This window comes from Clostridium acidisoli DSM 12555, from assembly GCF_900176305.1.
Lineage (GTDB): Bacteria > Bacillota > Clostridia > Clostridiales > Clostridiaceae > Clostridium_I > Clostridium_I acidisoli.
The window spans coordinates 59,786-82,862 of the sequence record NZ_FWXH01000004.1; the positions used below are offsets into that span (position 1 = coordinate 59,786).

18 protein-coding genes and 2 riboswitches are annotated in these 23,077 nt (G+C 30.4%); of the genes, 13 read left to right on the top strand and 5 right to left on the bottom strand.

All coding sequences use genetic code 11. The annotated features are described in order from the left end of the window. The first annotated feature begins 32 nt into the window (after positions 1-32). The 13 genes from B8978_RS08175 to B8978_RS08240 all read left to right on the top strand — a co-directional run bounded on the left by B8978_RS08175 (position 33) and on the right by B8978_RS08240 (position 18,548). Entirely contained in the window at positions 33-2,591 is a 2,559-nt protein-coding gene (locus B8978_RS08175; protein WP_084115164.1) for a winged helix-turn-helix domain-containing protein, read from the top strand. Between the two features lie 32 nt (positions 2,592-2,623). Then, positions 2,624-5,209 (top strand): LuxR C-terminal-related transcriptional regulator, encoded by a 2,586-nt coding sequence (locus B8978_RS08180; RefSeq protein ID WP_084115165.1) that lies wholly within the window; start codon positions 2,624-2,626, stop codon positions 5,207-5,209. A 54-nt stretch (positions 5,210-5,263) separates the two neighbouring features. Continuing rightward, a riboswitch (TPP riboswitch) is annotated at positions 5,264-5,362 on the top strand. A gap of 114 nt (positions 5,363-5,476) precedes the next feature. After that, entirely contained in the window at positions 5,477-6,775 is a 1,299-nt protein-coding gene (thiC, locus tag B8978_RS08185; RefSeq protein WP_084115166.1) for a phosphomethylpyrimidine synthase ThiC, read from the top strand. 64 nt (positions 6,776-6,839) lie between these two features. Next, a complete protein-coding gene (gene thiS, locus B8978_RS08190) occupies positions 6,840-7,034 on the top strand; it encodes a sulfur carrier protein ThiS (protein ID WP_084115167.1) in 195 nt (64 codons plus the stop codon). 132 nt (positions 7,035-7,166) lie between these two features. Then, positions 7,167-7,766 (top strand): thiamine phosphate synthase, encoded by a 600-nt coding sequence (locus B8978_RS08195; RefSeq protein ID WP_084115168.1) that lies wholly within the window; start codon positions 7,167-7,169, stop codon positions 7,764-7,766. 123 nt (positions 7,767-7,889) lie between these two features. Next, positions 7,890-7,978, top strand: a riboswitch (glycine riboswitch). Positions 7,979-8,126: 148 nt separating this feature from the next. After that, a complete protein-coding gene (locus B8978_RS08200) occupies positions 8,127-8,396 on the top strand; it encodes an ACT domain-containing protein (RefSeq protein WP_084115169.1) in 270 nt (89 codons plus the stop codon). Between the two features lie 26 nt (positions 8,397-8,422). Further along, complete coding sequence (locus B8978_RS08205; RefSeq protein WP_084115170.1) at positions 8,423-9,781, top strand: PFL family protein; 1,359 nt, start codon at positions 8,423-8,425, stop codon at positions 9,779-9,781. Positions 9,782-9,886: 105 nt separating this feature from the next. After that, positions 9,887-10,738 carry a methyl-accepting chemotaxis protein gene (locus B8978_RS08210; RefSeq protein ID WP_084115171.1) on the top strand — a complete coding sequence of 284 codons (852 nt, stop codon included), beginning with the start codon at positions 9,887-9,889 and terminating at the stop codon, positions 10,736-10,738. A gap of 386 nt (positions 10,739-11,124) precedes the next feature. Further along, a complete protein-coding gene (locus B8978_RS08215; RefSeq protein WP_084115172.1) occupies positions 11,125-12,267 on the top strand; it encodes an MGDG synthase family glycosyltransferase in 1,143 nt (380 codons plus the stop codon). Positions 12,268-12,483: 216 nt separating this feature from the next. Further along, complete coding sequence (locus B8978_RS08220) at positions 12,484-13,944, top strand: MDR family MFS transporter (protein WP_084115286.1); 1,461 nt, start codon at positions 12,484-12,486, stop codon at positions 13,942-13,944. Positions 13,945-13,975: 31 nt separating this feature from the next. After that, a complete protein-coding gene (locus tag B8978_RS08225) occupies positions 13,976-15,700 on the top strand; it encodes an ABC transporter ATP-binding protein (RefSeq protein ID WP_084115173.1) in 1,725 nt (574 codons plus the stop codon). Continuing rightward, positions 15,701-17,545: an ABC transporter ATP-binding protein gene (locus B8978_RS08230; protein WP_084115174.1), complete on the top strand. Its 1,845-nt coding sequence runs from the start codon at positions 15,701-15,703 to the stop codon at positions 17,543-17,545. A gap of 97 nt (positions 17,546-17,642) precedes the next feature. Then, positions 17,643-18,548, top strand: coding sequence for a hypothetical protein (locus tag B8978_RS08240; RefSeq protein ID WP_242950522.1), 906 nt, complete (start codon positions 17,643-17,645; stop codon positions 18,546-18,548). Positions 18,549-18,685: 137 nt separating this feature from the next. On the opposite strand, the gene B8978_RS08245 is transcribed toward B8978_RS08240, so the two are convergent. The 5 genes from B8978_RS08245 to B8978_RS08265 all read right to left on the bottom strand — a co-directional run bounded on the left by B8978_RS08245 (position 18,686) and on the right by B8978_RS08265 (position 22,942). Further along, positions 18,686-19,780, bottom strand: coding sequence for a glycosyltransferase (locus B8978_RS08245; protein ID WP_084115175.1), 1,095 nt, complete (start codon positions 19,778-19,780; stop codon positions 18,686-18,688). 16 nt (positions 19,781-19,796) lie between these two features. Then, positions 19,797-20,882, bottom strand: coding sequence for a glycosyltransferase family protein (locus B8978_RS08250; protein ID WP_084115176.1), 1,086 nt, complete (start codon positions 20,880-20,882; stop codon positions 19,797-19,799). A 168-nt stretch (positions 20,883-21,050) separates the two neighbouring features. Beyond that, a complete protein-coding gene (locus B8978_RS20505) occupies positions 21,051-21,695 on the bottom strand; it encodes an ABC-2 transporter permease (RefSeq protein WP_084115177.1) in 645 nt (214 codons plus the stop codon). Beyond that, positions 21,688-22,554 (bottom strand): ABC transporter ATP-binding protein, encoded by an 867-nt coding sequence (locus B8978_RS08260; RefSeq protein WP_084115178.1) that lies wholly within the window; start codon positions 22,552-22,554, stop codon positions 21,688-21,690. The genes B8978_RS20505 and B8978_RS08260 overlap by 8 nt, the downstream gene beginning before the upstream one ends. 13 nt (positions 22,555-22,567) lie before the next feature. Next, positions 22,568-22,942, bottom strand: a complete 375-nt coding sequence (locus B8978_RS08265) for a GntR family transcriptional regulator (protein WP_084115179.1) — start codon at positions 22,940-22,942, stop codon at positions 22,568-22,570. Positions 22,943-23,077: the final 135 nt, after the last annotated feature.

The following is a 23,077-nucleotide window of genomic DNA, read 5'->3' on the forward strand; positions in this document are numbered from 1 at the left end:
AATTTAGTATACAATTAATGTAGGGTGATGAAATGGAAAAGGATATAAAGTTCATATCTACAAAGTTAAAAATGCCTGTACCAAGAAAAAATTATATAAAGAGAGAAAAGCTTAGTTCAAAGCTTGAAAATATTTTGGATTATAAAGTTACTTTGATTAAAGGAGCAGCCGCTAGTGGTAAAACGACGCTAGTGACATCCTTTATAAAAGAAAAAAACTTTGAAAAGATTAAATGGATTAGTTTAGATAAAGGCAATGATGATTTATTTTCCTTTTGGTATTATGTTTTGGAAGCCATTAAAGACAGCATTGTAAATAGTGAGGAAGTATTTCATTTCTCTAAAATTATGTTAAGCAAAGAAGATATTGAGAGTTTAGTAACAATGCTTATAAATTTTATTTATACTGATGAAGAAATAGTAATGATTTTTGATGATTTTCACAATATTAGGAATAGATATTTACTTGAAACTATTGAATATTTCATAAAATACAGTGGGGATAATGTACACTTTATTTTGTTATCTAGAGAAGAAGCTCCAATATATTTTGGTGATTTAATTATGAGGGGCAGGCTTCTCGAAATTAATGAAGAAGAGCTTAAATTTTCTGAAGAGGAAAGTGAAGCTTTTATTAAAAATACTCTTAAAGTAAATTTTGATAATGAATTTATAAATAAAATAAATAAGCTTTCTGAAGGCTGGGTTGGCGGTCTTCAGTTAATTGCTTTGGCATCAAATAACAAAAATATAAGTAAAGTTAATATAGTGAACAAATATATGGTAGAATACTTATCCAAAGAAATATTAACTGCTCTTACAGAGGAAGAAAGAAATTTTTTAATTAATACTTCCATTTTAAGCTATTTTGATGAAAAAATTTGTAATAAACTTTTAAATATTTCTGATTCAGGTGAAATTATAAATGCACTTCTAGATAAAAACTTATTTTTAATTAATATAGATGAAGATAAAAAAATTTATAGATATCATAATATTTTTTCCGAGTTCTTAAAGCATGAATTGATGAAAAATGATAAGAAAACCATTGAAGTTATACACATAAAAGCAGGAGAGATTTTTGAAGAATTATATGATTTGGAAGAAAGTTTAAATCATTTTTTAGCTATAGGGAAATATGAAAGGTCACTTAAAATAATTGAACAGTTTGGTGAAAATCAAAAAGGTTGGCCTTTTTTAAATAAAATTCCAATAGAATTTATATTAGAAAATCGAAGTCTCATGGTGGAGAAATTTTTCCATCATTATTGCAATGGAGAAATAGATAAATGCAAGGATATATATGATAAAGTATGTATGAGAAAAGATTACGATGATATGAAAAGAGTATTAAAGTTTACTTTGCAACAGTCACAAATTAATTTTGGTGAGAATGATTTGTTAGAATTTGATGTAGAGATTTTTGAAGAAATAGATAAACTCAATATTAGTGATGTTTCCAAAGCAATTCTTTTAGTTATGTCCTCTCTGTTAGCTTTATATGATAACTATGAAGATGCAGATGTTATAATTAAAAAAATAATTAACATTGAAAAAAATTATAAAAATCCATACATTAGATATTTTTGCCTATTTCAAAAAGCTCAAATTAAAGAAGATTTTGGTGATCTTAATGAAGCTGAAAAAATATACGAAGAAATATTTAAAATGTATGAAAAATATCCTATACTGGAAAAAATTAAGGTAAATGCTTACATAGGTATAATTGGTATATATTTAAGAAGATTTCAACTTGAGAAAGCAGAGGAATACTTAAAAAAAGCAAAGGGTGCAATGTACATAAGCAATTTAGGACTGGAAGCAGCATATAATGGTAATTTAATTGCATATAAAATAGCTACTAAAGATTATAGGGAAATAAAAAAAATGATAGATAGACTTTATTTTTTTGTTGAAAGTAAACAGTTTGTTTATCATGCAGCAGTGATAAGCTTATTGATTTCAGCTAAGAATGTTACAACACAGCAACTCCAAAGCTTTGTAATTCAATGTGAAAGTAAAGAAAAATTATTTATATGGGATAAAATAACATATGCAAAAGCTCTAATTTGTTTAAAGAAAAAGGCAAAAGCTTTAAAGGTTATAAATGAAGTTTTAGAAGTTTTAAGAAAATACCATGTAAAACCGAGATTGATACAAGCCATAATTTTGAAAATTCAAATATTAAAAGATGAATTAAAAAGTAATGAAAGAGAAATCTTTAATCTATTAAAGGAAGCAATATACTACAGCTATGAAAATAAAATCATAGATGTATATATTTTAGAAGGTGAAGGCTTAGAAAATTTATTACTGAATTTTAAAAATGAGAAAAGCAATAGTATAAATCAAAAAGAAAAAGATTTTTTAAATGAAGTTTTAATGTATATGAATAAGGAATATAAAACTGAAATGCTCAGTGAAAGAGAGAAGGAAGTACTTACAGTTTTAGCTAGTGGAGCTTCTAACAAAGAAATAGCAGAAACTTTATGTATATCTGTAGCCACAGTTAAAACCCATATTATTAATATTTATTCTAAGATTGGAGTTTCTAATAGAGTGGAAGCTGCAAAGAAATTTAGAGAAGGCTAAGCTGTTAGGGGATACTTTTAGTGGAGGATTAGATGGAAAATAGTATAAAGTTCATATCTACAAAATTTAATATGCCAATTCCAAGAAATAAATATGTAAAAAGAGAACAGCTTTTAAGAAAACTAAATGAAGTGTTTAATAACAAAATAATACTTGTTAAAGGAAATGCTGGAAGTGGTAAAACTACACTAGTATCGTCTTTTATAAAAGAAAACAGGTTATCTAAGGTAGTATGGATTACATTAGATGAAGACAATAATGATATATATTCCTTTTGGGCTTATTTTTTAGAAGGAATAAAGGATTATATTATAGATGATAGTAAAAATATTTTACAATATTTTGAGGCTCTCATAAAGGAAAATGATATTTATGATATATTGACATTGCTTATAAATAATCTATGTAAATCAGGTGAATTTATAATTGTATTAGATGATTTTCAATATATAAAACAAAAAAAATTAGTAGATACATTAAATTATTTTATAAAGTATTTCCCAGAAAATATTCATATAATCATCATTACAAGAAATGAACCAACACTTCATTTAAGTGAACTTTTAATGAAGGATAAAATTCTTAGGATAGAAGACAGCGAACTTAGATTTTCACAAGATGAAGAGAGGGCATTTTTAAGTGAAACTGTAAGTATGGAACTTGATGAAGAAGCTATGAGCAATATATTAAAATCTACAGAAGGTTGGATTGGTGGACTACAACTTATTACTATTGCAATAAATAAAAGTAACAATAAAGTAATAGGAAACATTAGAACATTAAATAAATATATGATAGATTATTTGTCACGAGAAATATTAGAGTCTATACAAGATGATGAAAAAGAGTTTTTAATAAAAACTTCAACGTTAAGTTATTTTAATATGGATATAGCTAATAAACTTCTAAAAATAGATAATAGTAATGAGCTTATAAATAAACTTATAGATAGTGATATGTTTATTGTAAATATAGGTGGAGGCAAGTACAGGTATCATTCTATATTTAAAGAATTTTTAAAACTTCAATTTTGTAAACTAAGTTATAAGGAAAGAGAAAACTTTCATTTACAAGCATATAAAATTTATGAAGATATAGGAGATTTAGAAGAAAGTTTAAGTCATCTTATGATAATAAAGGAATATGAAAAAGCACTGCTTTTAATTGAGAACATAGGGCAAAATCCTAAGGGATGGACATTTTTAAAAAAGATCCCACTAGAATATATTGCTAAAAACCGTGATATGATGTTCCAAAGAATTTTTTATTATTTTTGTAATATGGAATTAAGTGAGTGCAAAGATGTGTTATACAAGTTAAAAAATATAGTTGAGGATGATTTTTCAACTAAAATATTGGAATTTTCAATAGCGTTAGTAAGCAATAATTTTAAGGATGCCATAAAAGTAGAACCTTTAAAGTCAGAAGAAATTAAAAATATGAATTTAAGTAATGTTACTAAAGCAATAATTCATATAATAAGTTCTATGTTTTTAAGACTTGACGATAGATATGAGGAGGCACTTCAGTGCAATAATTATGTATTAGATATTGAAAAAGACATGGATAATATCTACATTAGATACTTTGTACTTACATTTAGAGCACAATTATTAGAAGAACTTGGAAGGCTTAAAGATGCACTTCTAATATATAAAAGAGTATTTAAAATGCATGAAGATTTTATAGTTTTAGCTTCACTAAAAGTAAATACCTACATTGCAATTGCTGGAACATATATTAAAATGAATAAATTGGACGAAGCAGAAAGATATTTAGAGATAGCAGGTAAAGCAATTGATACAAGCAATGCTGAGCTAACCTTTGGATATGAATACAACATTATGGAACTTAAGATACTAAGAGGAGAGAAGGAGCAGGCAAGGCAAATTATAGAAAAAATTTTTAATTTAGATGAACATCTAGAGAATAGCGTTTATAAATTTATTATATTTAAATATCTATTGTATTTACAACTTTTAGGAGAAGAACAATTGAAGCAGGCAGTGATGTTTTATGAGAACAATTCTAATACTAAGAGCAGGCGTTTAGATGATAAAATTGTATATTGCAGAGCACAATATATGTTAGGAAAAATGGATTTAGCACTTCAAATTGTTCATGAAGTATTAAAAAAGGCAAGAGAAGAAAAGTTAGTAATGGAGATTATATATGCATCTATTTTAAATGTGGTAATACTTTTAGAAGACTTTAATACAAATAAGAGGGAAATATTGAATCATCTTAGAGAAGCAATATATTATGCTGCTGACAACCAGATATTTGCTCCATTTATATTTGAGGGGAAGAAGCTAATAGAACCATTATCAATATTGCTTTTAGAAAGATATAACAATATGAGCAGTGATGAAAGAGAATTTCTTAGAAGTATAATTAATTCTAAAACTCATAATAATGAGGAGGGAATTCTAAGTAAACGTGAAGTAGATGTTATCACTGAGCTTTCCACAGGAGCTTCAAATAAGGAAATTGGTGAGAGACTTTGCATATCTGTCTCAACAGTAAAAACTCATATTATAAATATATACTCAAAGCTGCAAGTAAATAACAGAATAGAGGCAATAGAAAAGGCAAGAAAGGTTAAAATTATAAAATAGATATTTTACAATTGATTTTTTTTATTGTATAATCAACTTAATAATTAAATAATAAATAGTTGCTAGGGGTGCCGAAAGGCTGAGAAGGATTTTTCCTAACTCTACGAACCTGATGTGGTTAAGACCACCGTAGGGAAGCATAGGTTTTATTTTAAAATATGCTTGCTTTTTGCAAGTTTTTTTATTTAAGTCTTTAAGATAACGACCAAGTGTAGTCTCTACATTTGGTCGTTTTTTATATTATTAAAAATATGGAGGTAATGTTAAATGAAGTATACAACTCAAATGGATGCTGCTAAAAAAGGCATTGTAACAGATGAAATGAAAATTGTTGCGAAAAAAGAAAATATGGCTGAGAAGGATTTGCTTGAACTTATTGCAGAAGGAAAGGTAGTAATTCCAGCAAATAAAAATCACAAATCACTAAATCCTGAAGGGGTAGGAGAAGGGCTAAAGACAAAAATAAATGTAAATTTAGGTATATCACAGGATTGCTGCAACATTGAAAAAGAACTTGAAAAAGTTAAACTCGCTATTGAAATGAAAACCGATGCTATAATGGATTTATCTAATTATGGAAAAACAGAACTTTTAAGAAAAGATGTAATTGGGATGTCTACAGCAATGATAGGGACAGTTCCAATGTATGATGCCATTGGTTTTAACAATAAGCAGTTAAAGGATTTAACAGTTGATGACTTTTTTAGGGTTGTAGAAAAACATGGTCAAGATGGTGTTGATTTTGTGACTATACATGCAGGACTTAACAGAGAAACAGCAAGAGTAATTAAGGAAAATCCAAGATTAACAAGTATTGTATCAAGAGGTGGAAGTCTTTTGTTTGCATGGATGGAACTTAATAAAGAAGAAAATCCATTTTATGAGCACTATGATAGACTTTTAGATATATGTGAAAAATATGATATAACAATATCATTAGGAGATGCGTGTAGACCAGGATGTATAGAAGATGCTACTGATGCTGTTCAAATTAAGGAACTAATAACATTAGGAGAACTAACTAAAAGAGCATGGAAAAGAAATGTACAAGTTATGATAGAAGGTCCAGGACATATGGCATTAAATGAAATCAAGGCTAACATGCTTTTGGAAAAGAAATTATGTCATGGAGCACCATTTTATGTTTTAGGACCATTAGTTACAGATGTTGCACCGGGTTATGATCACATAACGGCTGCAATAGGAGGAGCTATAGCAGCTTCAAGTGGAGCAGATTTTTTATGTTATGTCACACCAGCGGAACATTTGAGGCTTCCATCTATTGAGGATATGAAGGAAGGTATAATTGCATTTAGAATTGCAGCCCATGCAGGTGATATTGCAAAAGGGATAAAGGGAGCAAGAAATTGGGACAATGCCATGAGTAAGGCAAGAGCAGATTTAGATTGGGAGGCAATGTTTAGTCTTGCTATTGATAGTGAAAAAGCACGTAAGTATAGAGCAGAATCATCACCAGAACACCAAGACACTTGTACTATGTGTGGAAAGATGTGCTCGGCTAGGACCATGAAGAAAATACTTAATAATGAGGAACTTAATATATAAATTTTAGAATGTTCATTTTTGAAAATATCATAAATACTAAAATGCAGAAGGTGGTGTTATAGTTTTGATTATTAATGGTGAAAAAAAAGATTTTCCAAATGGCATAAACGTTGAGAGATTATTGGAGGAACTTAATATTGATAAGGACAGAATTGTTGTTGAAGTTGACCTTGAAATTATATCAAAAGATGATTTTGAAACAAAAAAATTATCAACGGAGTCAAAGGTTGAGATTATAAGGTTTGTAGGTGGAGGCTGAAGTTAAATCATAATAGTTAGAAATTGCGAAGCAATCGTTAAAACCCTTCACTTTGCTTCGCAATTTCTTTATATTATGAATAAACATAAAATTATTATTCACTAACCTAAAAAAGATTGGAAGTAGATAGATATGAAAGGAAAACTATTTATTGTAACAAATAGAAAACTTATTCCAGATGGCGATTTATGTAGAGTAGCTAAGGCATGCGTTCGTGGTGGGGCGGATGCGATAATTTTAAGAGAAAAAGATTTAAATAAAGAAGAATTGTACAAACTTACAATTGCTATTAAAGAGGCTACAAATGGAAATATTCCAATTATTATTAATGGTAATTATGAGGTTAGTATTATAGCAAAAGCAGAGGGAATACAGTTGAGTTATAATGACTTTTTAAACTTTAGTCAGGCTTGTGAGAGCATAAAGGGAGTATCTATACACTCAGTAGAGGAAGCAAAAATAGTAAATCTAATGGATGCAAGCTATATTCTTGCAGGCCACATATATAATACTGAATGTAAAAAAGGACTTGAAGGCAGAGGGCTTAAATTTTTAGAGGAGATAACTAAAAATGTAAATATACCTGTAGTTGCAATTGGTGGTATTGATTTATCAAATGCTTTAGAAGTTATAAAAAGTGGGGCTCAGGGCATAGCAGTTATGTCATCTGTTATGAAATCAGATGATCCAGAAAAACTAATCAATAGTCTAAAACAGACAATAAATTATTAATTATGCAATAAAATTCATAAATAAAGATTAATTTTACATTGATTAGTACAAATGTATTGTGTTAGAATATCTTTAATAACTTAATACTTCGAATGAAGATAGTGGAATTTATAAACCGTTATTGGACGAAACTCTGGAGAGACTCAAAAGAGCACCGAAGGGGAAAACTAATTTTTAGTGAAACTCTCAGGTAAAAGAACAGAGACATTTTTAAAGAAATGGGTATATGCTATAAGTGTTATAGCAATTAGTGCTCTTTTGCTTTATTTGTTTGTATTTCAGAGACTAATTTTTTTAGTCTCTTTTTTATTAATTTATTAGGGAAATATTGGTAAAATATTATTTAGGAGGAAAAGGTAAATGAAAGCATTTATAACTGTAATTGGAGAAGATAAAGTTGGTATTATTCAAGGTATCACAACTGTGTTAGCAAAAAATAAAGTTAATGTAATGGATATAAATCAAACACTTTTACAAAATTATTTTACAATGATTATGTTAGTGGATTTAGGGGAAAAAGAAGTTGATTTTAAACAGCTAAATGATGAAATTGGAGAAGAAGCTAAGAGACTTGGAGTAACTATAAAGCTTCAAAGACAAGATTTGTTTAAAGCTATGCATGAATTATAATAAACATATAGATTAGGAGAATAAATATGATTGATAACAAAAGTATAATAGAAACAATTAAGATGATTGAAAAAGAAAAACTTGACATTAGGACCATAACCATGGGTATATCTTTATTGGATTGTGCTGATGGGGATGGAGCAAGGTCAAGGGAAAAAATATATGATAAAATTGTTAGAAAAGCTGAAAATTTAGTTAAAATTGGTGAACAAATTGAAACTGAGTTTGGAATACCAATAATACATAAAAGAATTTCTGTAACACCTATAGCCCTAGTGGCACAAAGCAGTAGTGATACTAGCTATGTAGAATATGCAAAAGTTCTTGATAAGGCTGCAAAAACTGTAGGTGTAAACTTTATAGGCGGATTTTCTGCATTAGTACATAAAGGCTGCACACCTGGAGATAGGATACTTATAAATTCAATTCCAGAAGCATTAGCAGTTACAGACCTTGTATGTTCATCTGTAAATGTTGGAAATTCTAAAGTCGGAATAAACATGAATGCTGTCAGAGATATGGGAGAAATAATAAAAAGAGCAGCATATCTTACTAGAGAAAGAGAAAGCATAGGATGTGCTAAACTAGTTGTATTTGGAAATGCTGTTGAAGACAATCCATTCATGGCTGGAGCATTTCACGGCGTTGGAGAGGCTGATTGCGTAATTAATGTTGGAGTAAGTGGTCCTGGAGTTATAAAATCAGCATTAGAAAACGTCAAAGGAGAAAGTTTTGATGTAGTTGCAGAAACAATTAAGAAAACTGCATTTAAGATAACGAGAGCAGGTCAACTAGTAGCTAATGAAGCTTCAAAGAGACTTGATGTTCCTTTTGGAATAGTTGATTTATCACTTGCACCTACACCAGCTGTTGGAGATAGTGTTGCTAGAATACTTGAAGAAATGGGTCTTGAAATGTGTGGATGTCATGGAACTACAGCAGCACTTGCTATGTTAAATGATGCAGTTAAAAAAGGTGGAATAATGGCATCATCACATGTAGGTGGGCTTAGTGGAGCTTTCATACCTGTTAGTGAAGATGAGGGTATGATAAAGGCTGTAGAAGCAGGAGCATTAAATATTGAAAAACTAGAAGCTATGACTTGTGTTTGCTCAGTTGGACTTGATATGATTGCTATACCTGGAGACACACCAGCATCAACAATTTCTGGTATTATTGCGGACGAAGTTGCTATAGGAGTTATTAACAATAAGACAACAGCTGTAAGGGTAATACCTGTATATGGTAAAGGTCTTGGAGATAAGGCTGTATTTGGTGGACTTTTAGGTGAGGCTCCAATAATGAAGGTAAGTGATTTTTCAAGTGAAGATTTCATAGCTAGAGGTGGAAGAATACCATCACCAGTTCATAGTTTTAAAAATTAAAAAATACTAAGTGTTTATTAACGTATAAAGTAATAGGTGAAAAACCCGAAATATATGGTATAAGCAAGAATATTTTAAATTTCTTGTAATGAGGAGGGTTATATTTTGGACTATGAGGAATATTTTAACGAGAAATTAAACGATGATGAAATACTAAGGGCATTTTCAGTTGTAATGCCTTATCTTAATAAACTGGTTAGAGATGATATGGCATTTGGTCTGTCAGATTTGAAAAAATATATTAGTTACGAACCAGCTGAAGGTTTTGACTTAAGAGTGCAGTATGGAACGGATGTAGTGGATAATATAAAAGCTTCTATAAGAAGTGGAAACATAGAAAAAGGTGATCTTCCAGCTGACGTCTTAGGAAAAGAACTAAAAGTTATAGTGGTACCTATAAAAAATTCAGACGGCAGAATTATTGGTACAATAAGCAACGGAATTGATGTTGAAGATACTAAAAAGCTGGCTTCTAATGTAAAGGAGATATTAGAATCAACTTCTCAAGTAAAAGATAGTATAACACAAATGGCCAACTCCTCTGTTAAATATGCCCAATCAGGACAACAGGCTATAGAACTTGCAAGAGAAACTATAGAAACAGCAAAACAAACTTCAGAAGTACTTGATTTAATAAAAAGCATAGCAGATCAAACTAATTTACTTGGTCTTAATGCAGCTATAGAATCATCAAGAGCAGGTGAACATGGAAAGGGATTTTCAGTAGTAGCTACTGAAGTAAGAAAACTTGCTAAACAGAGCAAGGAATCCGTATCTAACATAAAGATGATTATTGATAATATGAATTCTTCAGTTGAAAAGATTGCTAAAGCTGTTAATGAAAGTGCAGAAGTTAGTGAAGAGCAAGCAGCTGCAACAGAAGAATTAAGTTCTAATGTAGAGACTATAAATGAAAGATTAAATAATTTAGATCAATTTATGAAGAGATTTGAATAAAACACTAAAACTTAAAGGTTTAATAATAAAGGGTTGTTGAATAAGTAATTAATTATTCAACAACCCTTTATTATTATAGAAATTTTAATCTAAATTTAACTTAGTACATTTATAATGAATTGAAAAGGAAAAATTAAATTAGAATTTTTACATGTGTATTCTCATTGAATTAAAGGGGCAATGGGGTGAATTTATACATTTGCTAGCATCTATAAGATTTCAACATCGGCAAGCATTGAGTTAACGGTTGCTGCCAGCTAGATCATTTCAACTATGAAAAATATTATAGACATGAATATAATCACAGGTTTTTTCACACAATAAGTTTATAATTCTTAACTTAACTAACGTTAGTTATTGTGTGACTATTTGAGAGGAGCGTTATTATGAAAAAAAATATTCTTATTATTTCCTCAAATCATACTGGAAATGGACATAAGAGTATAACTGAGGCTTTGTGTGAAAAATTTAAAATGAGAGAAAATGTAAATGTTCATGTAGTAGACGGGTTCTCTCTTGGAGGGAAGCCGCTCATAGCAGTAGGAAAATCCTATGGAGTTATTACTAGAAATGCTGAAGGATTATGGGATCTTATATTTGATGTATCTTCAGTTAAGCCTGAATTAATAAATGAAATAATTGAAATAACAATTAAAGAAAAATTTATTAAATTAATTGAAGAAATCAAACCAGACTTGATTTTATCTGTGCATCCTAATTTTAATGGTTCAATAATAAATTTATTAGATAAGTACAACTATAAAATCCCAGTTGTAACACTAATTGCAGATCTTATAAGTATATCTCCACTTTGGGCTGATAAGAGAGCAGAATATATAATAAGTCCCACAGTTGAAGCAAAAGACAAGTGTTTACAATACGGAATTCCTAACAATAGAATAAGGGTATTAGGTTTGCCGGTAAGATCAAGATTTCATTATAACAATATAACAAATTTAAAACAATCTAAGGAAGATAGAAAAAGATTAAACTGTTTAATTATGAGTGGTGGAGAAGGTGTTGGCAATATGAAAAAAGTTGCCAATATACTTTTAAAAAATTTTGATTGTAACGTAAATATTATAGCTGGTAGAAATAAGCAACTTAAAAAGAAACTTGAATTATCTTTAACTCATATTTATGGGGATAGAGTTAAAGTTCATGGGTTTGTAGATAACATTCAAGAATTAATGATTACTTCAGATATTGCATTTACAAGAGCAAGTCCAAACGTTATGCTAGAAGTAGCTTCATGTAATGTACCGTTCATTATAACTGGAGCACTACCAGGCCAAGAAGAAGGCAATCCATACTTTGCTGAAAAGTATAACTTGGGAATATACTGTAACAACATAAAAAATATATACAATGTAGTTTGTGAGCTTGAAAAAAACAATAATGAAAAATTAGAAGAGATAAAGAGAGCTCAAAGAAAATATATTAATTTTAATAGTGCTGAAGATGTAGTTGATTTTATAGATAGTATACCTGTGGATAGAAGTAAAATATCAGTTTTAAGGTCTGTTTAATTGAAAGGAAAAAGTCTGCCAATTGGTGGACTTTTTTTATTTACTACTTGTAACTTTCTTAAAATGTTAATAATTTTATTTTTCATAAATATCATTATACGATATAATGATATTTATGAAAATGATTATTTAAATCATATTACCTGGCAATTTCTTTCTACTATGAATTTGAAGGCTACTTTATACATAAATTACAAGAAAGTATGTGAACGTGAAATGAATACTAAAAAAAGAAATATAATTCTATCAATAATGGTGGCTATGTTTTTAGGAGCGGTTGAGGGAACAGTTGTAACTACCGCTATGCCAACTATTGTTAAAAGTTTAAATGGGTTTGATAAAATAAGTTTAGTTTTTTCTGTTTATTTATTGACCTCAGCAATTTCAACACCAATATATGGGAAAATAGCTGACTTATATGGAAGAAAAGCTGCACTGCTTACAGGAATTTCAATATTCTTAATAGGAAGTGCACTATGTGGTATAAGCATGAATATGTACGAGCTGATTTTATTTAGAGGACTTCAAGGTATTGGTGCTGGTGCGATTTTTACAGTGTCATACACTATAGTTGGTGATGTTTTTGCAGTTGAGGAGAGAGGAAAGGTTCAGGGATGGATTAGTTCTGTATGGGGGATAGCTAGTCTACTAGGTCCCTTTTTAGGAGGCTTCTTAATTGATTATATGTCTTGGCATTGGATATTTTATATAAATATTCCATTTGGAATTTTTTCCATTATACTTCTTCAAAAAAATTTAGATGAGAAGTTTGAAAAAAAAGAAAGCGCTATTGATTATTTAGGTATAGTGACTTTATCCTTTTCTATAATAATATTTTTGTGTACGATTTTAGCAATTAATGAAAATACTAAAATATACTCTTTTAAAATAGTAACTCCAATAATTTGTACAATTGTATTGTTAATTGTGTTTTACATTGCAGAAAAAAGGGCAAAGGATCCATTAATGCCTTTTGATATTTTCTCAACTCAAACCAATATTGTTAATATTATAAGTTTACTTATTTCCGCTATATTGATAGGAACAGATGTATATTTGCCAGTGTACATACAAAATGTTTTGGGATTTAGTGCTACTATATCAGGAATTTCATTAGCATCAATGTCTATATCCTGGATTTTATCATCCTGGATTTTATCAAAAACCATACAAAAGTATGGAGAGAAAATAGTTGTCTTTATTTCAACTTTTATTATTTTTATAAGTACTGTACTTATGTATACACTAAATGTAAAATCATCATTGGTTCTAGTTGTTATATATGCTTTTATTATTGGATTTGGTTATGGTGGAACATTGACTACTCTTACAATAGTAATTCAAGAAGCTGTGGATTATGAAAAAAGAGGGGCTGCTACAGGTGCAAATTCCTTGTTAAGAACTATAGGACAAACTGTTGGCGTTGCTGGATTTGGTGTGATATTTAACTTAAATATATCAAAATATCTAGGCAAACTTAACATTATAAATGTAAATGCTAGTAATTTATATAGTTCAGGTAAATTAAGCAATAATATTCCCATAGATAAAGTTAAAGAATCACTTAATTATGGAATACATTCATTGGTACTTATATTTGTAGTTCTATCAATTATATGTGTTGTAATGTCACTTGTAATGTCAAATTCACTTAAAGCATCCTCAAGAAATAAATAGAAGGTATATTAGAATAGGAGGACATTTTATTTTGGGTTATTTTAAAGTATATATTCATAAATATGGCAAAGGCTTTTGCACAGCGGTATTTTTTGTTATGATGGAAGCTTTTTGTGATTTGTTACAGCCAACCATCATGTCGAAGATTGTTGACATTGGGGTTGCAAACAAAAATTTGAATTACGTTATAGAATTGGGAGGAGTAATGCTTCTTGTTACAGCTATTGGTGCAATAGCTGCATCTATTAGAAATGTAGTATCAAGTAATGTATCTCAAAAATTTGGAACAGAGCTTAGATCAAATTTATTCAAAAAAATTCAGAGTTTTTCCTTTGAAAGCATTGATAAATTTGAAGGTGGATCATTAGTTACTAGACTTACTAATGATGTAACACAGGTACAAAATTTTGTAAATGGATTGATGAGAATATTTGTAAAAGCTCCACTAGTAGGTATTGGAAGCATAATAATGGCTGCTAAACTGAATTTGAGGCTTTCAGTTATTTTATTTGCTATTGTTCCTGTTGTTGCTATTCTCATATACATTAATATGAGACTTGGATATCCTTACTTCATTAAAATGCAAAAATCAATTGATAATGTTAATGCAACTATACGTGAATATTTATCTGGGGTGAGGGTAGTTAAAGCTTTTAATCGATTTGATTTTGAAATACAAAGGTTTGAGGAAAAGAATGATATATTAGCAAACACCTCTACAGTAGCTATGAAAATAACTTCTGTTTTTACGCCAGCAATTGCACTTATGGTGAATTTAGGAATAGTGTTAGTTATATGGATAGGTGGCATAAATGTTAATAAAGGAACTATGCATGTAGGGGAAATAATTGCATTTACAAATTATATGACTCAAATATTATTTTCACTTATGATGGTTACTAATGTATTTACAATGTTTGTTAGAGCTAGAGCATCTTCAGAACGTATAGGAGAAGTTTTTGCTGAAGAAAGCAGTATGGTTAATGGAAAGCACAGTTTAGACAATACTAAAATTAAAGGAAGCATAGATTTTGAACATGTATATTTTTCGTATAATAAAGAAAAGGAACCTGTCCTTAAAGATATATCGTTTAGTTGCAGTAAAGGAGAAACTGTTGGAATAATTGGTTCAACAGGTTCAGGAAAAAGTACACTTGTTAATTTAATTCCTAGATTTTATGATTGCTTAAGTGGAGAAGTGAAGGTTAATGGAATGAATGTCAAAAATTTAAAAGTTGAAGACTTAAGAAAGAAAATAGCCGTAGTTCCACAAAAGGCGTTACTGTTTTCCGGTACTATAGAAGAAAATATGAAATGGGGAAGTGAAAACGCTGAATTTTTTGATATTGAAGAGGCAACTAAAGTGTCTGAAGCCTATGACTTTATAGAGAAAATTCCAGAGGGTTATAATGCAAGAATAGGACAAGGCGGTGTTAATTTTTCTGGTGGACAAAAGCAGCGTTTATCCATTGCACGTGCACTTATTAAGAAAGCAGAAATACTAATTCTTGATGATGCTACTAGTGCAGTAGACACTGATACAGAAGTAAGAATAAGAGAAAATTTAAAGAAATATTCTAAAGATATAACTTGTATTTTAATTGCTCAAAGAATAACGTCAGTAATGGGGGCAGATAAAATTATAGTTTTAGATAATGGAGAAATAAAAGGAATAGGAAAGCATGATGAGCTTTTAAAAAGTTGTGATGTTTATAAAGATATTTTCCTTTCTCAAATCGGAAAGGAGATGGTATAAATGGCAGATAACAAATATAAAACACCAGAAAATATGAATATGCCATTTCAAGGAGCTAGAGGCAGAAGAAGAAATATGGGACCAGTGGAAAAACCTAAGAATTTTAAAGGCACCATAAGAAGGCTTTGGAGTTATTTTGGTGCTGAAAGAAAGACTTTTATAATAATATTTATATTTACAATAGTTGATTCTTTAGTTTGTCTTTTAGGGCCATATTTAATTGGACGTTCTATTGATGCAATGTCTGGTAAAGGAAACAAGGTTAACTTTAGTCTTTTAACTATAACTGTCTTAACCCTTCTACTTTCATATTTAGTAGATGCAGGAATAACTCTATTTCAAGGTTTTGCAATGGCTAGTTCCAGTCAGAGAATAGTTAAAGGAATGAGAAATAAGCTGTTTTTTAAGTTGCAAAAGCTTCCAGTAGCTTTTTTTGATACAAATAGTCATGGGGATATTATGAGTAGGCTGTCAAATGATATAGACAATGTAAGTTCAACTATTTCTCAAGCAACTATTCAGCTTATGTCAGGTGTTATAACTGTAATTGGATCATTCTTTATTATGCTAATATTAAGTCCTCTATTAACCTTAGCGAGTTTAATAACAGTACCATTAGTGTTTTTGCTAACACGAAATATTGCAAAGAAAACAGGAAAGCTATTTAAAGGGCAACAGGCAGAGCTTGGAAAACTTAATGGACATATTGAGGAAACTATATCTGGAATCCATATTGTTAAGGCTTTTAGCCATGAAAGCAAAACTGTAGAAGAATTTGACAAGATAAACGAAGCTTTATGTGAAGTTGGATTAAAGGCACAAATATTTTCTGGTTTTTTAATGCCAATTATGAATGTAATAAATAATATTGGCTTTGCAGCAGTAGCAGGTGTAGGCGGAGTACTTGCAGTAAATAGCATGATAACAGTAGGAGTAATTGCTAGCTTTTTGAGCTATTCAAGACAATTTGTAAGACCTCTTAACAACATCGCAAGTATATTTAATACCCTTCAATCGGCAGTAGCAGGTGCAGAAAGAGTATTTGATATATTAGATCAAGAGGACGAAAGAGCAGATGTAGAAAATGCTAAAGAGCTTAATGCACCTAAAGGTCATGTCCGATTTGATAATGTATACTTTGGATATAGGAAAGACGTAGATATACTTAAAAATATTAATTTTGAAGCAAAACCAGGTGAAAGCATAGCACTTGTAGGTCCAACTGGAGCAGGAAAGACTACAATTGTAAATTTACTTACAAGATTTTATGATATTACTGCTGGCAATATATATCTTGATGACGTGGATATAAGGAATTATACAAGGGACAGTCTTAGAAATTGCTTTGGTATAGTTTTACAGGATACGTATCTATTTACGGGAACAATAAAAGAAAACATAAAGTATGGAAATCTTAATGCTAATGATGATGAGATTGAAAATGCTGCTAAAATGGCAAATGCACATGAGTTCATAAAAAGGCTTCCCAAAGGTTATGAAACAGTACTTTCTGAAAGTGGAAGTAATCTTAGCCAAGGGCAAAGACAACTTCTAGCTATTGCAAGGGCAATTTTAACAAATCCATCTATATTAATATTAGATGAGGCCACAAGTAGTGTAGATACTCGAACAGAACTAAAAATACAGGAAGCAATGCTTAAGTTAATGGACGGAAGAACTAGCTTTATTATAGCGCATAGACTAAGTACTATTAGAGATGCTAACAAAATAATGGTAATTGATGATGGGCAGATTATGGAAATAGGAAATCATGAAGAGCTTATAAATAAAAAAGGCAAATATTATAATATGTATTTTAATCAATTTAACAATAGTGAAGAGTAGAAGTTTATAAAAATGAATTATTATTATCATATTGTTTTATACGGCATAAAATAATATTGGATAATATTATCTAATATTATTTGAAGGAGATTTTTGTATGAGCTACAACAGTAATGATGATACAATGATAAACATCTACAGACGAAATATAGGTTTGCCGGAAGATTATGATTGCGATCAACCAAATAAAAATCCATGCAAGAAGCATCCATGTTGTGGACCAACCGGCCCAACAGGCCCAACTGGAGCAACGGGACGAAGAGGTCCAACGGGTCCAACCGGACCAACAGGCCCAACTGGGCGAAGAGGTCCGACAGGCCCAACCGGCCCAACTGGACAAAGAGGGCCAACAGGTCCAACCGGCCCAACGGGAGCAACAGGAGCAACAGGATTAACGGGAGCAACAGGTCCAACAGGACCAACAGGAGCAACCGGATTAACGGGAGCAACAGGTCCAACGGGAGCAACCGGATTAACAGGAGCAACGGGTCCAACAGGACCAACAGGTCCAACCGGAGCAACAGGAGCAACCGGATTAACGGGAGCAACAGGTCCAACAGGCCCAACGGGAGCAACTGGAGTAATAAATTTTGCAGACTTTTTTGCATTGATGCCTCCTGATAATAGTGCCACAGTTGCTCCAGGAACAGATGTAAGTTTTCCTCAAGATGGACCTAATAATGGTTTGTTTATTTCTCGTACTAGTGCTAGCACATTCAACTTGTCTTTAATTGGAACTTATCAGGTATTGTTTCAAGTAAGTGTGAATGAACCAGGTCAATTAATTTTAACTCTTAATGGTGTAGACTTAGCCTATACGGTGGTTGGACGATCAACAGGAACTTCGCAGATAGTAGGAATAGCTCTTGTGAATACCACAGTCATTAATTCACAACTAACTGTGCGAAATCCTGCTGGAAATTCAACGGCACTAACAATGACTCCGTTTGCAGGCGGAACAAGGCCTGTTTCAGCACATCTTGTTATCACTCAAATTGCATAGAGTAATAGCATATTGAGTTAAGTATTAATGAACAGATAGTATTGCTAAATTATCTATGAAAAAATTAATTAAGGCATGTGTCGTGATTAAATTTATAATATAAAAAAGGGGAGTATAAGTTAATTTTATACTCCTCTTTATAATTTATTAATAAATTTGCTCTCTATTATTGATAAGTTATTAATTAGCCGGGTGTCATTAGGGCTAAATGAAAGTGCTTTTTTTGCACAATTGAGAGATTTTTCATACATGCCAAGCCAATAGCAACTTATAGCTTCCAAGTCATATGGTGTGTAATCCCAGCAATATCCCATATTAACGTACGTTGAGGACTTTTTTTCTATTTTTAGAGCTTGTTGTACCATATAAAATACCATTTCCCAATTTTCTAATGCATAGGCTATTTTAGCACATTCTATATAAGGATCCCTCATATGAGAGCATTCAGAAATAGCTCTGAAATACCAAATATATGACTCGGTATAATTTGAAAGCTGAAAGTATGATTTTGCAATCCATCGCATTGAAGCACAACGTTCTTCTTTCCATACAGATGATTTTAGAGATAAATGTCTTTTTAAAGTATCAATACATTTTTTCCACATTCCACTATACATATACTCACGACCAAGATAATAATTAACACGATCATCTTCTGGTAATTCAGAAGCGGCCATTTCTAATAAGGGAAGATAGGAGGTTCTTGGTTTGTTATTATCAGGATAATGGTTAAGAACCATACCATTAGCGAAGACTACTTTTTCAGGAGGTGTACCCATATACTTTAAACATTCATGTATAGGATAGCACCATTTATAACCATATCTACAATGAACTTTAAAATAGTTGAATTGTATGTCAGGTGTACCATCTTCTTTTAAGCTCCAATTGTATAAATAACTAGCCATTTTTGTGCCAGGCATCCAGGAATCTTCAAGACATTTTCTCCAGCCGGTTTCAAAAATCTCATCTAAGTCGGTACAGACACAAATATCAATGTCTTTAGGTACATGATCAAGTGAAATGTTTCTTGCAACATCAAATCTCCAGGGTTTTACTTCATTTATATATACAATAGCACCGTTTTCCCGAAGTTTTTCTACAGTGCCATCATTAGAACCAGTATCAGTAACTACTATAATATCAGCTTCACTCATAGATTTCATCCATCTATCAACAAATTGAATTTCATTTTTACATATAGCATAAACACATATTTTATACTTACTCAAATTATCACCTCAAAGCTTACTTTACTTTAAGACTTATTAAATAAAGATTATTTTTAAGACGTTCATTTTCTGGAGACATTTCACAAGCTTTTGCAGCATATTTATATGACTTCTCATACAATCCAAGTCTATAATTACTAATAGCAGCAAGATCATAAAGGGTATAGTCCCAAGAAGAAATCTCTAAAAGGTAGCTTTCAGTTCTAGTATTAATCTTTAGAGCCTCATTTGTCATAAGTTTTACAAGAGGCCAATCGCTTTCTAAATATCCAAGTTGGGCCATATCTAGATATGGTTCGCGAACATAGTGACATTCGGCAATAGCCTTATAAAGCCACATTCGAGCTTCGTGTAAACTCCCTATATTTTCATAGTCCCTAGCAATAAATCGCATAGCTGCACAACGTTCTTCAGCCCAAGTAGCAGTTGGCATGTTTAAATATTTTTTTAGAGTAGAAATACTAGCATAATATTTTTTATAATACATATATTCTCTTCCAAGCCAAAATACACCTCTATCATCATCTGGGTTTTCTTTAGCGGATAACTCTAATAAGGATAGGTATTGACTCCTTGGCTTTGACAAATCAGGATAGTGATTTAAAATTATCTCTGGAATCCAAATAGTGTTTTCCTTGGCAGTTCCATTATATGCAAGAATTTCGTGTACAGGATGTATCCAATTGAATCCCTTGCGGCTATGAATTTTCTCCATAGGAAACTGCTTATTTGGGCTACCATCTTCATGATAACTCCAAGTGAAAAGGTAACGAGCACGTGTACAGTTAGGATTCCAAGCTTTTTCAAGTTTTTGTCTCCAACCAGCTTCAAAGACTTCATCAAGATCATTAGATACACAAATATCTACGTCTTCCGGAATATGATTCATAGCAATATTTCTTGCTACATCAAATCTCCAAGGTTGTATTTTTTCTTTATATACTATTGCACCTCTGTTAAGCAGTTTTTTAACAGTAGAATCAGTAGAACCTGTATCAGTAACAATTACAATATCCGCTTCGGTAACAACATTCATCCAACGATCAACAAATTGTTCCTCATTTTTACATATAGCATAAACGCATATTTTATATTTATTCAAATTAAATCAAACTCCATTCAATCTTTGCATAGTTATATAAATTTGCATTATAATTAAGCTATTCATATTATATGAAATTGAGATGTAGCTTGACACTATAATAGGATGAATCTAAAAACAAAGGTAATATTAAAATTAAGGATATAAATGGTGCTTAAAATCCTTTTGTTACAAGTCTTTATTCTCAAAAATATTTATGGAAATTATAATGGATACGGTATTAAGCACAATGATAAAAATAAGTATCCATAAAATAATTATGGAGTTTGGAGTATATTGCAAATTTGCTAGAATACTGTTTATAGGTTTTTTTAGGTAAGGATACAAGATTCCAGGTAAGAAGAAAGCAGCAAAAAACAACATAATATTAAAATATCTTGACTTTAAGTAACCAAATTTAAAGTAGACGGGGAAAAATATAGAACATAATAAAGAAGCACATGTCATGGAACTTAATATAGGAATCAATATGTCCTCCAAAGCATTAAATTTATTAATATTTAGTACTGTTAATAAGACTATAGAGATTATAATTCCGAGTACGAGAAAAATAAAAGCCGATAAATATTTTCCTAAAACAATATCATTTCTTTTTATAGGAAGACTTGCAAATAATACATTTGAATTATTCTTATCATCAATAGAGCATGCACCCATAATTGAAGTATATGCAATTACTATAGGAACAAAATTCATCAGGTTTATAGTTGAGTTAGTAAAAGTAATTAGTAGAGCATAAGCAATTATAAAAATAATTGTTACGAGTATAATTTTTTTTTGAATAACAATATCTTTTAAAGCTAAATTAAACATTTTCACCACTCCTTACTGAATACACCATAATATCTTCTAAGTTAGCATTTTCAATCATTACCTTATCGCCAAAAATGTTTTCTATTTTCTTTTTATTATTTGTCAAAGCTTCAAAACCAAAAATCCCAGTTTTTACACTTATAAACTCTTTTTTATTTTCATTCGTAAGGATATCGTTACTACCTTTAATTATGGCGTATTTACCTAAAATGTCATCCTTTTCTTCTGAAAATATCAAATTACCGTCATTTATAAAGGTAATGTAATCAGCCACTTTTTCTAAATCAGTAGTGATGTGTGTTGAGAAAAAAATAGATTTGTTTTCATCTTGAATTATTGATAATAATATATCTATAAGTTCACTTCTGAATATAGGATCAAGGCCAGAAGTTGGTTCATCCATTATAATAAGCTGGGCATTATGAGAAAGACATATAGCAAGAGAATATTTTATCTTCATGCCTTTTGATAACTCTTTTATTTTTTTATTCTTACTCAGATCAAATTGAGATAAATACCTATTAAAAACCTTATCATCCCAATTTTTATAAAAGGGAGCAATGATGTTTTTCATCTGCGATAACGTGAGGTCAGCGTAAAAATAATTTTCATCATATACTAATCCTATTTTTTGCTTGATTTCTTTTTCGTTTTTTATATTATCCATTCCAAAAATTTTGATTTCACCACTGCTTTTTTTTATTAAATTCATAATGAGTTTTATGGTAGTACTTTTCCCAGCACCATTTGGACCAATAAATCCCATAATATACCCAGGTTTTAAATTGAAACTTATATTACTCAAAGTGAAATCTTTATAGCTTTTAGTTAAATTTTTAATTTCTAAAATATTATCCATAATGTCCTCCATATTATTTATTATTGTATAAGATATCTAACATTTCTTTTAAGGTTTCAATAGGAAGTTCAATTAATTTACTTGCATCAACTGCTTCTGATAGCTTATCCTCAATAATTTTTATTTTTTTTTCTCTTAAGATTTCCATGTTTTGAGCAGATACATAGGAACCCTTACCTGGAAGTGTGTAAATAAACCCTTCATTTTCAAGTTCTTCATAGGCTCTTTTAGTAGTTATCACACTTATCTTTAAATCTTTTGCAAGGCTTCTTATAGAAGGAAGAGATTCACCTTCCAGTAGCTCACCATTAAAAATAAGATTTTTAAGCTGGCTGCTTATTTGTTTATATATTGGTTCTCCGGATGAATTTGAAATAATTATATTCATTTGATTAACTCCTCTTTGCAAAGTGTAAGCATCAATACTGTATATGAACAGTATATACAGTATACACATGGCTGTCAAGTAAAAGTAATAAAATATATATTAACATATACTTGAAAAAATGTTAACTGTATAGTA

Coding starts and splice junctions, on each gene's coding strand:
- thiC (WP_084115166.1), top strand. CDS start 5,477: ATGAAGTATACAACTCAAATGGATGCTGCTAAAAAAGGCATTGTAACA.
- B8978_RS08175 (WP_084115164.1), top strand. CDS start 33: ATGGAAAAGGATATAAAGTTCATATCTACAAAGTTAAAAATGCCTGTA.
- B8978_RS08220 (WP_084115286.1), top strand. CDS start 12,484: ATGAATACTAAAAAAAGAAATATAATTCTATCAATAATGGTGGCTATG.
- B8978_RS08180 (WP_084115165.1), top strand. CDS start 2,624: ATGGAAAATAGTATAAAGTTCATATCTACAAAATTTAATATGCCAATT.
- B8978_RS08240 (WP_242950522.1), top strand. CDS start 17,643: ATGAGCTACAACAGTAATGATGATACAATGATAAACATCTACAGACGA.
- B8978_RS08230 (WP_084115174.1), top strand. CDS start 15,701: ATGGCAGATAACAAATATAAAACACCAGAAAATATGAATATGCCATTT.
- B8978_RS08260 (WP_084115178.1), bottom strand. CDS start 22,554: ATGGATAATATTTTAGAAATTAAAAATTTAACTAAAAGCTATAAAGAT.
- B8978_RS08205 (WP_084115170.1), top strand. CDS start 8,423: ATGATTGATAACAAAAGTATAATAGAAACAATTAAGATGATTGAAAAA.
- B8978_RS08200 (WP_084115169.1), top strand. CDS start 8,127: ATGAAAGCATTTATAACTGTAATTGGAGAAGATAAAGTTGGTATTATT.
- B8978_RS20505 (WP_084115177.1), bottom strand. CDS start 21,695: ATGTTTAATTTAGCTTTAAAAGATATTGTTATTCAAAAAAAAATTATA.
- B8978_RS08265 (WP_084115179.1), bottom strand. CDS start 22,942: ATGAATATAATTATTTCAAATTCATCCGGAGAACCAATATATAAACAA.
- B8978_RS08195 (WP_084115168.1), top strand. CDS start 7,167: ATGAAAGGAAAACTATTTATTGTAACAAATAGAAAACTTATTCCAGAT.
- B8978_RS08215 (WP_084115172.1), top strand. CDS start 11,125: ATGAAAAAAAATATTCTTATTATTTCCTCAAATCATACTGGAAATGGA.